Below are 14,224 nucleotides of genomic sequence, written 5' to 3'. Positions count from 1 at the left end.
TTCACACCAACCATTTTCGAATAGAAGAGCCTCAGCATCATGCTAGCCAGACTGTCAGTTTACCCTATCCAAGCAACTCCGTCAGTGAAATCACCCACTATGCTACCAGTTTGCTGCGCATTTTGTATAAAAAGGGTTATAGCTACCGAAAAGTAGGAGTCTTACTATCAGGATTAACGCCTGATACGCAGTGTCAAACTCAATTATTGGTGGCGGAACCTGATGTTCGAATTAGAAAAGTTACGGATATGATAGATCGGATTAACCTAAAACACGGTCAGGACACTATCAGGTTCGCCAATCAGGGTTTCAGGAACAAAGTTTGGTACTCTAAACAAGAGCGAAAATCTAAGTGCTATACCACCCGAGTACAGGATATACTACAGGTATCTTAATGATGTCTTCCTTTTAATAATCAACTAGTCTGATTTTTCGGTGAATAATTTAAGTTGAAATGGGGGCTATCGATTTAGCTGATTCTCAGAAACTTTTTAAAGCTAGTAAGAAGTTTAGCTAACTATTACCTTACTATCTCCGGGTCTATACAACCTCTTTTAGCTGGATATTTTCCGTTTTACACACAATTTGATATTCTGGCAGAAACTCATCCTGTACGCTATAAAAACAATCACTATTTAAGGACAACCGTAGTCGGGCTTGTTCAATTATATTGATTCGTTGCTGATAGTAGTACACTCGGCTTGATCGATTAAATGCTGATAATGAGCTTGTAAGTTGGATAGTAACTGGAATAGAGAAGCCTGACACATTTCAGGAATATCACTCATATAATTGAAAATCGATTAGAAGTCCTCAGGAAATAAAAGCTTGTTGATGGAAGTGCGTTAGCGACCAATGTGCTTTACCAATATTTGTACATCTTAAACCGTACAATACGATAATCATTAGTAGGAGAACGTTGGAATGTTAAGAGTGCCTGATTCCCTTTTTTAAAACCAAATCCATAATCTCCTCCGCCGGTACCTTCGTCACCATTCAATCGTCGCAGCGTTAGCCATTTACCATTTACAAACGTTCCTTCTTCCAAATAATCAACATCCAATGTTTTTCCATCTTCTTGTAGCGGCTTAAATGTCAGATTGTAGTCCTTGCCAATAGCTATAAATTCATCGGTGCCAATATTAATCAGTATACCGCCAGCGAGCGTTGTTTTCTTTTGTCCGACGCTAAACCCAGCCAAAACCGTCATTCCACCCAAACCTAACGATGCTTCTACTCTATACCCACCAAGCTCAAAATTTTGCTTTCGGTTAGTTGAATCTAAAAATAGGCCCTTCATCGTTCCTTTGCCCTGATGCTGAAGGATCAAACCGGCTACCTGCCTGAGTACTGCGTAGGTTTTCGTAATTGGATCTTGTTCAGGGCTGCTATCATCAATACCGAAGGGCGCTACACCAAGGGCATCATGCTCGCCAAAAATCCAGAACGCTTGGTTTGCGGATACAACACTCGGTTTGATTTCCGGTATAAATAGGGGATTCCCTTCCCGATGATATTGACTGGCATAATACGCAACTTCAGGTGCATAAATATCCGGTGCAATAAAATCAATGGCGGGTGCAGCCGCTCGCCACACATCCAGTGAATGCGGTACGGGACCGCCTGAAGGATACCTTCCCGGTTGTGACCACATTTTTTGCTTGATCCAGGCATTCACAAACATTGGAATTGGATAAGCCTCTTTCCCAGCGGCAGCTACCTTCCCTATGTATTTAGCGTACTGATAAACGGTAAATAATTCTTCGGTTAAGTAAAACTGACAACTTATTTTCAGGATCGGACAACGGTCAACTTTTTCTAGGACGATAAGATGTATGGTCCTGCTGTTATTCGGAGGTTTTCGTGAACGGTAGTCGGGTAGGAGGGAAGGGCTGGAAACGGCCCTTTTTGCGTTCAATAAACCCGTTCAATTTACCTGTTCACCTTTTTTAGCCAAGGTTTGGTTTTTGTGAACATAAAACTATGCCTATCAAGCTTTATTTATCGACTCATACAAAGTGCCATCGATCAAAAGGTAATAAGTTCTGGAAATTGGCCGGATATAACTATACCTGTGAGATGCTGATGTAACTAAAATTCAAAAGTCTTTACTTAATAAAGCAAGTATAAAAAAAGGGAGCCCCAGTGGACTCCCCAAAATCTACTACTTGATTACGTTACCTTACGGCAAGAGGCTTTACCAAGTCTATATGCTGCAAATATAACACAAGCTGGCAGAAAAAAATTTATTAATTGTAAAAATATTTTATACGCGTTAAAAAGTGTAAATTGCGCAGATAAATATCTGTAAGTCAATAGATTATGCGTCAAAGCCTTTTCAGTAAATACTTATCCACTCCACGATATACTAGATACTTATCCTCAACTGGTAACAATAAGAAAAAGGCTGAGAAGCTATATAATGGTAATATAAGGCTATCACAAGCTTTTCATCCAATCCTTAGTCAGTTTGAGATTGTGCTAAGAAATAGTATAAATGATGTACTTGTAAGTCACTTTGCTGATCCAGATTGGATTATTAATCAGAAACGAGGTTTCATGAGTCATGCCTCACTTAGGCGGGGTCACTATCGTATGCGGGCGACCGTTCAAAATGCGGAGAATAAACTTGCTCAAGTACGGACACCCGTAACAAGCGGTATGGTTATATCAGATATGACATTTGGCTTTTGGACTGCTATCTTTCTATCGCATCATTATTCTTTAGTGGCTGGTCGTCCGATCCAGGCATTTGCTTACAAGCCAGCCGTTGAAGATAGAGCGTCAATACATAGTAAACTAGAGAAAATAAGGTCGTTTAGAAACAGGATTAATCATTGTGAGCCAATATGTTTCAATGGAAATAATATTGATTGTAGTTATGCAGAGGACGTAAGGGATACAATCTTTGACCTGATAAACTGGATTGAGCCTGATCTTGTACCATTCTTCAAAAAGATTGACAACATACAGAGCAAAATCAACAATATAATGTCAATTTAAAGTGTGGTTCCCATAAAACCACAGTCGATGTGAGAAGATCTTTAAAGTATCTTTAATCATACTGAAAGCATTAGTACTTCTAACAAAACGGTACAAATTTGATAGAAGAAGCAATGCCATGTATTGCCTAAAGATTTGAATATTCAGTAAGGCTTAACTAGTTAAAATTGAATTGCCACTCAAAATGAGCGAGTCCGATAAGATTTTTAAAATTCTAACTATTGATGGAGGAGGAATAAAAGGGCTCTATTCGGCTCAAATTCTGAAGCATTTGGAAGAAAAGTTTAATTGCCAAATTTCTGATTATTTTGATATGCTCTGTGGTACTTCGACAGGAGGACTCATTGCTCTTGCACTTTCGTTAAAGAAGCCTGCATCTGAAATATGTAATTTCTATGATGAAGATGGACCTAAAATTTTTCCCTCATTTAGAAAAATTACGTTTAGGGGAAAAAAGTATAGTAATGGCACAATTAAGCAACTACTAAATGGAGGTAAGTTCTCGGATAAAAATTTAAAAGAGGCTCTTGTTAGAATTTTTGGCGAAAAAAAACTTGCCGAAAGTAATAATCTGCTTTGCATACCAAGTTATAATGTTACCGAAGCCCGTCCTTTCGTTTTTAAATTTGATCACAAGGAAGGTGATTTAAATCGAGATAACAAGGCGTTGTATGTTGATGTAGCGTTAGCCACAAGTGCTGCTCCTACTTACTTCCCAATGGCTGAGATCCCATATTATGATAATAAACAATTTATAGATGGGGGAGTTTGGGGTAACAATCCAACCTTAATTGGTTATCTAGAAGCATTACAATATTTTGTTGGAGCAGGAAAGCAATTTAATAAATTAAAAATTCTATCTGTGAGTAGTCTTTCATTAACTGGCGGAAAACCGACAGGTCTAAAGCGAAATAGATCATTTTTAGACTGGAAAGATGAGCTATTTGAGACATCCTTTACCGGGCAAAGCTACTTTACGGATTTCTTTATGAAGAAAATTTCATTGCTGAATGACATTCCAGTTGATTATGTAAGAATACCTTCATCTGAAATTTCTAGTTCTCAAGAAGATCTAATACAATTGGATGTGGCGACACCTCAGGCATTAGATTTAATTCGAGGAAAAGGAAATGATATGGGTGATATATATAGAAAAAGACCTGAAATCGCGGAGTTCTTTAATCAAGAAAAACTTTACAGAACGAATTAACATGGCAAATTGTCACCAACAATTTTTGGATTTCAATTCTACAATATCATTAACGGGGGATCGCAAGAAAAAGCTTAAGAAGTCTCGTACCAAGCTTAGAAATCGAGTAAGGGATGATTTTAAAGAAAATCATAAGGATGAGATTAAGCCTAAATTTGCTTCCCAGGGCTCATCGGAGATGAAAACTTCTGTGAATCCGATCGTACGGGTAATTGATGAAGATGGTGAAGAAAAAAGCATTACCAAATATGATACTGACGACGGTATCTATTTTATCGGGAATCTCGATGATAGAAAGAGTGTACAGACCTATCACAATTGGGTATGGGATGCCGTAGATGGACATACCTCAATACCTCCCATTGATAAAAATACATGTGTAAGAACTCTTTTTTCCGATGGCCATCATATCGATCAGCCAATCTATTTTATTGACGAAGCGAATAATGCACATCCGAAATTAGCGCATAAAAAAAGAGGATGGATAGAAAGTGATCCAAGAGAGTTTGCCGATTGGTTCAATGAAAAAGCCAGTAAGGATGAACAGTTACGTCGATTAGTGAAATATTTGAAAGGTTGGTGTGATTATCAAAACTATTCAGACGATTCTAAAAAGATGCCAACTGGTTTTGTGATAACAATATGGACCGTCAATAATTTCAGTGCAGATGAACGGGATGATTTGGCATTACGAAATACATTGGAAAATATGTACGATACACTTACTAATGAATTTGAATGCTTACGTCCAACCACGCCAAAGGATGAAGATGTAGTAGAAAACTACAGCTATGAAGACTATTATATGACTAAACTAAAAGCGTTTTTGGAGTCTGCTAAACAAGCTATTAATGAAAAAAACCCAAAAAACGCATGTTACAAATGGCAGAAACATTTAGGCTCTAGATTCTCATGTGCAACAGCTAAAGATGAAGACGAGGGGGCAAACAGTTATGCAGCCCCGGCTATAGTAACAAGTAATGCGAAAAGTGCTTAAGATTTAGATGGTAGATTTCGAAACGGCTTGTAGGGTAGCTTTTCAGAGTTTATCCCAAACTAATACAGTTGAAAAGGTCATAGTAGCCACTAAGGCCAAAAAAGGAGTTAAACTAAACAAAGAACTGTGGAAGGTAGCAGTAGAAATACCTGTCACAAATGGAGTTAGAGATTTTAATCTATTCCTGGATGTAAAACGTGATTTCCCACTTTCTCTACCTAAAATCTACCTTTCAGAGGAAGACTATGATGCCATTAAATACATTCCTCATGTTGATACATCACGAAATATCTGTCTTTTTGACCAGGAGAATATTAAGATTGATACGGACAGGCCAGCAGAAATCGTTCGTGTCTGCTTACAAAGGGCGATAAAAATCATTACAGACGGAATTAACCAAAACAATGCTTCTGATTTTAAAGATGAAATAATTGCATATTGGGAAAATAAGTATCATACAGAAGATAAAGTCTTTAGTGCGTATATTGGTGATACGTTAGAAATAAAAACGCCTGGAAAATTCCAAACCCAATTTCTCACTCCAGCATACAGTGGTGTTAACATTATTGTAGGGTCTGAAAGTAACATCTATAAGAGGCTATTAGATTTTTTTAAAGCGCGTGGACACAAAATTGAAAACCGTGATGCATTTTACCTAGGGTGTACAGATAATCTAAAGCCACCTTTTCACTTTACTAATAGCAAATTATTACAATTTATTAAAAGCGAATTTTCACACATTTGGTCTGAAGTGACCGTTTATTTGAATAGCAGTTTCGATTCAAAAATTTTTATTTTTTCAATAAGCCTAAAAGAGGAAACAATTTTTTTTGGGTTTTACATACATCCATTTACGGGTAGTTACAAAGGATGGAGACAACAATCTTTAAACACAATAAAGATAATGTCGCAGCTTAAACCAACGATACCTGTTACCAGGCTAACTTTTGAATACTTTAGCCCTGAAAGAATTACAAAAAGAACTGATGGTATAGTACTCACAAAGGATTCTTACAAATTTGTTATTGCAGGACTTGGAAGTATCGGATCAAATCTAATTTTTTATTTAAGTGGCTTAAATATATCTGATGTCATATTAGTTGACCCTGATATTTTGAGTATAGAAAATGTAAATCGCCATTTACTCAGTTTTAACGAGGTAGGTGACTATAAGGTTAATGGGATTGCAAACTTCTTAACTACTAATTTCCCCTTCATTCAAGTTGAGAAGCATGCCAAATCAATTATAAGCATATTAGAAGAAGATATATCATCAATCAATGAAATGGATTTTCTTTTCCTGGCTATTGGTAAGGATGCAATTGAGAAGTATATTTTACAATGTTTAAGCGAGGGGAAAATAACTATACCCATAATTTTATTTTGGATTGAGCCTTATTTACTTGGCGCTCATATTTTATATATAAACCCAAAAACTGGATTTGATTTGAGAGATCTTGAAATAAACGGAGTATATAAATATAATATAATTAGTGATAATACATATAGAAATCCAGAGCAACAATTAATGTTACGAGAAGCTGGATGTCAAGGCTCTTATACCCCCTACGGCAGGGAAGCAATTATGAAATTTTTCGCTTCATTTTTGCCGATTTTATTTACTCTTATTCGAGAAAAACCTGAAAATAATATTGCCTGGACTTATACTGGTGACTATAATCTAGCAAACAGTATGAATATTGAGATTTCAGATTTTGGAAAAGATTTTGATTCAAATCAACTGATTAACCACTCGATATAATGGAAATAAAAGTTGGTAAATATGAAATTGCCATACATGTACAGCCTTTAAGCATTTTAGAGAAATTTACACAGATTGAAAGAAATGCCACCGAATCAGGGGGAATTATTCTTGGTAAGATTATTGATGGTCAGATAAATATACTTAAATTATCTGTTCCGACTTCATTGGATCGAGCTTCACGAACAAACTTTGAAAGACACAAGATTAGCGCACAAATAGTTATTGACTATGAATATTATAATAGTAATGGTCAACTTATTTATTTAGGTGAGTGGCATACGCACCCTGAATCGTATCCCACTCCATCTGGACAAGATTTATCGATGATAAATAGTCAATTTAAGGCAAATTATTTAAATACGGATTTTCTATTGCTTCTGATAAAAGGTACCAAAGGGCTTTACCTACGCATTGTTAACGAAAAAAGCTACTTTGAGAATAGTATTTCATATAAATAAATGTATCACTTGATATATAATTTATAATTACAAAAAACTACTGCTTTGCGTTTAATGCCTGGAAAGAAGTGATTAATATGTTATCCATTTTAGAAAAGTATAATCGCAAAAAGAAGTTTTTTTTTTCGATGCGAATTCATTTAAGATATAATAAAGAATCTGATGATTGCCCTTAAGGTATTGGAGGAAGATAATTGTTTTTTTCTAAAGAGAGAATTATGAGTAGGTTATAAGATCCTCATTTAAGTATGTGGCCTTCCTCTTCCAAGGGGCAGATTTACACATTAAGTAACTGAGCACTTATTTTTTTGTTAGAGCGACGTAAGGGCCGAATGTTGCTTAACAAATTAATCATTACACCCCTATTTAATATAATAGGTATCATTCATTTCAGGACTTGGAGACAAATCAGGGCGAATAGTATTCAAACCGCCACCCGTCTTGAATTTTTCTTCTAATATTTTTCGTTGAATATTAATAACTGTACAGTCATGTTCTGATAGGTAAAATGCATTTTCCTCAAAAAAATGATAGGCCTTAAAGAAATTTTTTCGATCAGGTGTTTCTTGGTCAAAAATTTCAGAAAGCTTTTTAATATGTTCATCAATCAAGCTCCGACGTATTTGAGGTCTAAGGTTTGGAATTATATCAACCATTCCATCTTCAGAAACGACTATAACCAAACATGGAGAAGATTCTTTCACAAATTCAACGTAACGAATAGCTGAATTATATCGCGAACCACGTGATGCATCCCCGTAAATACTAGCCTGCCCGTCCAGTATAACACCGATGGCATGACATACACATTGTTCGTCGATCAATACGGCTCCATCGATGGATGAAAAAGAGAGTACATTTTGCGAGGTTAATGGTATAGGTCTAATAGAAAAACTTTGGTTCTTTAGACGTTCGGCTTCTTCCTTAGCCCCAGATGATATCACCAATAATGCTCCATGTTTTTGCTGAGTAGCAGCCATGGCGACCTCAAGTAGTTTATTAATTTGGGCTTTTGTGATGGAAAAGATACGTTTACAAATATCATGAAACCTATCTCGATCAATACCTTCTTTAACCAAACCAGGAATTCCGTATTTGCATCTCATTAAGGGTTGGCCATCGTGGGTTATTAGCCAATGATAATGTTCTAAGAAGCTAATTACGAATAACGATTCCTCCTTGTTATTATAATGACCAATTATCTCACCTAAACCAAACACTTGATGACCATCACTTATAATGGATGATGACTGACCAACTGTTTGCAAAAGCTTTCGGATCTTCCTGTATTCAGATAAATCTACAGGTTGGCTTAATTCTACAGTTATAGATATATTGGAATGCTGTTTTGCCGCTATAATAAGCCCTCCCAAAGTACCTTCCCCTTCATAACGTAATGATGAAATTACATTTAATGATTCAAAGAGATTATTTTGTCCAAATGTATGTGCAGCAAATGAAATTGTATAGGTAAAATGCTCACCAGATTTGCGAAGTAATTCTTCACTATTGTCGAAAGCTCCCGAAAGGTCTTCCCCAGGATTTGCCTTAAGCAAAGTCTCATAACATGTTTTTAGAAACAATTTTATTGCACTTTCTAAGAGTGATCGATCTACTCGAATGTAGCTCTCAATTTTATCTCTAGTTAACGAGTAATATTTATCATATGTATTTCTATCTAATTCAAGAATTACATAAACAGAATAGCCGTTAATTAACGCTGATTTAGATACAAAACTAATTTTGTCTCGTATGTAATTTTTACTCTGTATTACTTTTAATATTGCTTCTCTAAAAGCATCATCAGTTACGGTATCTGCTTGCTGTATTCTGGAATTTGGGTCGCCCAAGATAATTTTCTTGTCTTCAGATAGTACCGCTAATTGTTCTGCCAACAATGGTACATCTTGGAAGTCTGTTGATTTAAAATCAAATTCATCAGGTTCATCACATACTAATTGTACATTATTTGATTGTTTTTTTAAAAATCCAAGCAAAAAAATTGTTGGTTTTAATTCTTTATCAAATATTGAAAAAAGGCGCTCAGAAGCACTTTTAGCAATCACATAGAAATGCATTTGAAAGTCCCACATCGTATTGTAAAATTCTGATTAAAGATTGGATAAGATTACCAAGAAAAAGAATTATGGTTTTCTAAGAATAGAGAATCCTTACTTTGTAGAAAAGAAGTAAAGATATATTTTTAGAAAGCAGATTTAGATAATTACACTTTCTTCTACAACAACGCTATCGTTTGTCCAAACACTCCTTCCAATAAAATACTTAAGCACATTGGCAAAGTTTAACAACTCTCTTTTTTCAAGATGATCCCTATCTTTATCCTTACCTATTGTCCTCAATGGGTAGTAGATTTTTAAAGTCTCTCCAATAGTATTAATAGTAGAAGGGACATCATAAATAGTGATATCCGCCTTTCCATCACTATTTAAAGTAGGTATATCTATTTTAAAATAAAATGCAGAGCTTCTCTTTGATGGATCTTTCTCAAGCGTAGATGCAGTTACTAGTTTTCTTGTAATGATAAATCTATTGAAGAAATCAATAACCCCTGTCTCATCAATAACTTCTGGTAGAATTACATTTAATTTAATGGAATTTAGTTGCAACTCATTATCATTGTAAATAATCTTTTTGATAGTACCCAATTCCTCACATAATCTCTTAATATAACTATTGTAATAACCAATTGCAAGTGCTGTGGATGGAACAAACCCTAATTCACCTTGCTCAGAAAATTTAATTATATTATTGATAATTATTCTACATTGCTTATTAATGAAATTGTAACTTTTTGGATTTGTTGTAAAACTCAATACAGTAATTCCATTCAAATCTGAGGGTAGATCAATACCATCCTCTGCTAACAGATAAGCTCTATCTAAACTTATTGCTCCGAGAAATAATCCGAATTCGAAAATGATATTATCACGAGGTGCTTGTTTCGTTAAACTTCTTGAAGGTATTTTTATAATATCATCCTTGGTTGCTATTAAAATAGCAAAATCAGAAACTCTAGCCTGCTTAACCAAACTATCTAAAGCGCTTCTATTTAATGTAAAAGCATTCTCATCGGTCCAGGCAACAATATCAGCAATTGGCTTTAGCTGTTTTTTTACTTTTTTTAATAAAGAGATTTTCTCACTTGATGATCCAATGAAAATTTTCGGTTTCACAGCCCTAAGGTCAATATTTTGATGTCTCTTGAATCTTTTAAATAGCCCTTATGAGATTTTTAGGCAATACTCTATTCGTAATGGCCCATTAACTATTGCGACAGTCTGGTCCTTAATACGATCCTCTAACTTAAATACTAAGATTGGGTTTTTAATCAATCAGGAATAACTAAGTTTTCGATCTTGGTAATATCGACATCTTCCGATGAGCGCGGCATTAAATGAATATAGCGAGTTGTGGCCCCTTCAACGACCTTGGTTTTCCCGAATAGCAGTGCCACCCTATACCCATTCATATTAATTCGTCCTACTTTACCGCTTTGTAAGACTTGGTCAACCGCTTCCAGGGTAATAGGAGTCTCTAAATCAAAATCGGCTGGATTGAAGAACCGGTCTAACCAATCAAATACATCTTTTGGGGTAGAATGACTAACCGGGTTAATTAACACATCGGGGCGTTCGGTTTTGATCAGGCCAAGGATAAACATGGGCGATAAATGGATTTAGGAGATTGGTGGAAATTTTAGGGCAATGATATTACCCGGCAATGACAGAAACCAGGAATTAAATACAGCTTACTAACTCTTGTGTTGGATAATCTGCTTCAGTAAGCCTTCTGGGTGGTCTAACAAAAGAATATAGTCTCCCCAATTGGCTGAATTACCAAACTGAAGATCAGACTCGATGGGTAGACTGTCAAGTACAATTGTAGCCGTTACCTGCTTATTAATGCCGTGATTCTCAAAGAATAAGATGAGTTGGTGAAACTGCTTGGCTAGCGGGGGTACTTCAGCCATTAACGCAAAACGGCCATCTCGTTCGCACTCCCATAAATAGGTAGCATCTTCATAATGGACCAAATCCCATTGATGAAGTAAGTAAAGTTGTCGGTAATGGGGTAGGTTTAGATAAAATCGGCCAAATCCTCGTTCCTTACTATACCAATGATTTCGAAAATGCTGCCGTAATCGCTTTTCTTCACCAGCCTGGTCGGACTTGGCTACACAGGCTAATTCGGCAAAACCATCCTCCAGGTGCATTTGTTCTAACCGACGATAGCTCCGAATGAAATGAAGAATCTGGTCTACGTTCAACTCATCGAAATTAATATTCATTCAAAAAGGTAAGGATAGATGGATCGTTTAGTTTATATCGAGTAGTGAGCTTGGAGGTAAGTGCTTCAGTGGCTCAATTATTAAAAATAGGTATTATCAGAAGGCGTACCCCCCCTATACTACTAGAAATTTATTGATCTGGCTCATGACCTTCGGTTGTAGGGTTACTGGATGCCAAATAAAAGGTATAATCTTCAGCACTCAAGTTCATTCGTAAAAACTCATCCATACCAATATCATGACGCTCCAGGACATAGCGCCGAAAGGGAAAGCTCTTTTTCGCTTTATCCAGCCCGCCTGCCTGCTCGGCTCTGCGCAGCCCCTCATGAGGTAAACCATCCAAATATTCCTCAAAGTAAATCTGAAGTAATTCTCGGGCAGACCGACTTTCAGCTTGTCCGGCAAGTTGCCGCTCTAACCAATCGAGTAGATCTTCGCTGGAAGCGACGGATTGATTATCGGGTTGCTCAAAGACTGTTAATTCCTTTACCTTATTATAATAGGAATACGTGGCATTGCCGATCCGAAACATCCGTGCCGTCCATTCCCGTTCGGCTTCCGGAAGGCTGGCCAAGGTCGCTTCTTGCTGCTGGTTGTATTTTTCGATGGGATGTCTCATGGATGTTCTGGATCCTTATCGGCTTCTTAAAAAGCAATGTGGGTCACAAACCTAACTTCATGGCCGCATTGTGTTTGACCACTTGTTGCACCCGCGTATAGCGGTCAATCATGGAGCGGGTACGGTGTTTGGTTTGTTGCATAATTTCTGAGTCATCGGCCCCATTTAATTTAGCAACTGTTACAAACGACGCCCGCAGTGAGTGGGCCGAATAGTCCTGGCCCAGAAAGGCTTTTACCGCGCGCGCCACCTGTTTATCCGATAGTCGATCCTCGGTAATTTGTTCACCCTTCCGAATCCGAACGAAGAGTGGTCCGGTCGAGCGGTTCAGGATGGCAATATAATCTTGCAAGTTCCGCACCGGGCAGGTGTCGGGGTCAGCACTAAAGAACAAGGCTTTCTGCTCGGTTTTACCGTACTGATTGGTTTTGCTACCACTATAGCTAATCACGGCTCCTTCGCGGGTGAACTGCACCCCCTCCAAGTTGAGGGCGACTAACTCGGAACGTCGAAAAGCACATGAAAAGCCAATTAACAACATCGCCCGATCCCGTAGGCCCGTCGGCGTGGCCGGCATAACTCGAATACTTACTTTATATTCTTCAATGTCGAAGGCAGGTGCCTGGAGCGGTTCGGTACCGATAGTTCGCTTGATACCTTCCAACACAATTTTCACCCCTTCGTCGAAACTTGGATCGGGTTGCTGATGTAGCCGATGCCATTTGCGAAGGCTGGCCAGCCGACGCGACACGGTGGCCCACTTGTGTTCGGTGGCCAGGTCCGACAGATAGGTAGCCAGGGTTGCAGAGGTCATGGGCAGCGGTGGCAATTCATTTCCAGTTAACCACTCCGTCGCATGATCGATATCCGACTCATAGGCGATCTTGGAGTTGGCCGCCCCTTCAAGTCCCTTCTGAAAAAAGGCAGCTGTTTGCTGGGCCATTTCTTCCTTCGATGGCCGAAGTGCTACGGTCTGATCGGTCGTTGTTGAGGCTAGTATCATAAATTCTAGACTAATTCACCAATTTCGTCGAAATATAACATTCTTTATATTACGTCCAATAACTTTCTCTTATCGGACGTAATATAGGTAAACTATGATTGCAATTCAATAACTATTGAAACAAGAGTATAATTCTGTAATTGTAAATTTATAATTACAAAAGCACAATTATAGAATTTTTAAGATTTGCAATAAATCAAATTCGATAGGCTGTTAGTAGTTCAGTTGCAAGGAGATAATACACAGTCCCCCTGTTGGGGTCATGTGAAAGAAAATCAATCTCATCAACTCAACTAAAATGTGAGATTTTAATTTTGATTAATGAGATGACATTTAGAGACTAAAGCTTAGATAGCATTACGTTGCCAGGGCAACTGCTGTATCCATCTCAAGAATAGGGCGTTTAATAATACATTCACAAATTATTCATCGTAATATTTCAATGAATAAAAAACCTGCTACCTTTGAGGCATGGGACTGACCAAAACCGAAATATTCACCGAAGAGCAGAATCGCATCGCGGATCTGGCGAAAGCATTTGCGCACCCCGCACGGGTGGCCATTCTGCAATTGCTGATTTCCAAGAAAGCCTGCGTTTGTGGTGACCTAGTGGACGAGCTGGATTTGGCACAGGCGACCGTATCCCAGCATTTGAAGGAGCTGAAACGCATCGGCATCATTCAGGGCGAAATCAATCCACCCCGCGTGTGCTACTGCATCACCCCCCCTGTTTGGGAGGAAGCCCAACGCGCATTCGGAGCCTTGTTTGACACGTTTGTGCCTGTGACCTGCTGCTAGTCAACGCCGGCCGACGCTTCGGCAGGTATTTTTTTGCCTGAATCAATCGCAATATTACAATA

At 37.8% G+C, this 14,224-nt stretch carries 14 protein-coding genes; 7 read left to right on the top strand and 7 right to left on the bottom strand.

The features are described from left to right. The coding region (locus BGO59_RS36440) for a DUF4113 domain-containing protein (RefSeq protein ID WP_367120199.1) at positions 1-395 on the top strand (395 nt) is incomplete at its 5' end. 467 nt (positions 396-862) lie between these two features. Here BGO59_RS36440 and BGO59_RS10805 read toward each other — a convergent pair. Then, the gene (locus BGO59_RS10805) at positions 863-1,918 is read right to left on the bottom strand and encodes a DUF5597 domain-containing protein (protein ID WP_293683645.1); all 1,056 of its coding nucleotides are present in this window, start codon (positions 1,916-1,918) and stop codon (positions 863-865) included. A 404-nt stretch (positions 1,919-2,322) separates the two neighbouring features. On the opposite strand from BGO59_RS10805, the gene BGO59_RS10800 reads away from it, so the two are divergent. The 5 genes from BGO59_RS10800 (at position 2,323) to BGO59_RS10780 (ending at position 7,433) form a co-directional block, all read left to right on the top strand. Beyond that, on the top strand, positions 2,323-3,003 hold the full coding sequence (locus BGO59_RS10800) for a hypothetical protein (RefSeq protein ID WP_293683644.1): 681 nt from the start codon (positions 2,323-2,325) through the stop codon (positions 3,001-3,003). A gap of 184 nt (positions 3,004-3,187) precedes the next feature. Then, the gene (locus BGO59_RS10795; protein ID WP_293683643.1) at positions 3,188-4,213 is read left to right on the top strand and encodes a CBASS cGAMP-activated phospholipase; all 1,026 of its coding nucleotides are present in this window, start codon (positions 3,188-3,190) and stop codon (positions 4,211-4,213) included. A 1-nt stretch (position 4,214) separates the two neighbouring features. Next, positions 4,215-5,210, top strand: a complete 996-nt coding sequence (locus BGO59_RS10790; RefSeq protein WP_293683642.1) for a CBASS cGAMP synthase — start codon at positions 4,215-4,217, stop codon at positions 5,208-5,210. Between the two features lie 7 nt (positions 5,211-5,217). Then, a complete protein-coding gene (locus BGO59_RS10785) occupies positions 5,218-6,972 on the top strand; it encodes a ThiF family adenylyltransferase (protein WP_293683641.1) in 1,755 nt (584 codons plus the stop codon). Then, positions 6,972-7,433 carry a Mov34/MPN/PAD-1 family protein gene (locus tag BGO59_RS10780; RefSeq protein WP_293683640.1) on the top strand — a complete coding sequence of 154 codons (462 nt, stop codon included), beginning with the start codon at positions 6,972-6,974 and terminating at the stop codon, positions 7,431-7,433. Before BGO59_RS10785 ends, BGO59_RS10780 begins: the two co-directional genes overlap by 1 nt. A gap of 362 nt (positions 7,434-7,795) precedes the next feature. On the opposite strand, the gene BGO59_RS10775 is transcribed toward BGO59_RS10780, so the two are convergent. The 6 genes from BGO59_RS10775 to BGO59_RS10750 form a co-directional block, all read right to left on the bottom strand. Beyond that, positions 7,796-9,526: a DNA integrity scanning protein DisA nucleotide-binding domain protein gene (locus BGO59_RS10775; RefSeq protein WP_293683639.1), complete on the bottom strand. Its 1,731-nt coding sequence runs from the start codon at positions 9,524-9,526 to the stop codon at positions 7,796-7,798. A 123-nt stretch (positions 9,527-9,649) separates the two neighbouring features. Then, entirely contained in the window at positions 9,650-10,627 is a 978-nt protein-coding gene (locus BGO59_RS10770) for a TIR domain-containing protein (RefSeq protein ID WP_293683638.1), read from the bottom strand. 155 nt (positions 10,628-10,782) lie between these two features. Next, positions 10,783-11,115, bottom strand: coding sequence for a hypothetical protein (locus tag BGO59_RS10765; protein ID WP_293683637.1), 333 nt, complete (start codon positions 11,113-11,115; stop codon positions 10,783-10,785). Positions 11,116-11,205: 90 nt separating this feature from the next. Next, the gene (locus BGO59_RS10760; protein ID WP_293683636.1) at positions 11,206-11,742 is read right to left on the bottom strand and encodes a hypothetical protein; all 537 of its coding nucleotides are present in this window, start codon (positions 11,740-11,742) and stop codon (positions 11,206-11,208) included. 130 nt (positions 11,743-11,872) lie between these two features. Further along, positions 11,873-12,361 carry a hypothetical protein gene (locus tag BGO59_RS10755; protein ID WP_293683635.1) on the bottom strand — a complete coding sequence of 163 codons (489 nt, stop codon included), beginning with the start codon at positions 12,359-12,361 and terminating at the stop codon, positions 11,873-11,875. Positions 12,362-12,404: 43 nt separating this feature from the next. Then, on the bottom strand, positions 12,405-13,364 hold the full coding sequence (locus BGO59_RS10750) for a site-specific integrase (RefSeq protein ID WP_293683634.1): 960 nt from the start codon (positions 13,362-13,364) through the stop codon (positions 12,405-12,407). A gap of 471 nt (positions 13,365-13,835) precedes the next feature. On the opposite strand from BGO59_RS10750, the gene BGO59_RS10745 reads away from it, so the two are divergent. Beyond that, a complete protein-coding gene (locus tag BGO59_RS10745; RefSeq protein ID WP_293683633.1) occupies positions 13,836-14,162 on the top strand; it encodes a helix-turn-helix transcriptional regulator in 327 nt (108 codons plus the stop codon). The last annotated feature ends 62 nt before the right edge of the window (positions 14,163-14,224 follow it).

The organism is Spirosoma sp. 48-14 (genome assembly GCF_001898575.1).
Classification (GTDB): domain Bacteria; phylum Bacteroidota; class Bacteroidia; order Cytophagales; family Spirosomataceae; genus Spirosoma.
This window is presented reverse-complemented; position numbering and strand designations above follow the sequence as displayed.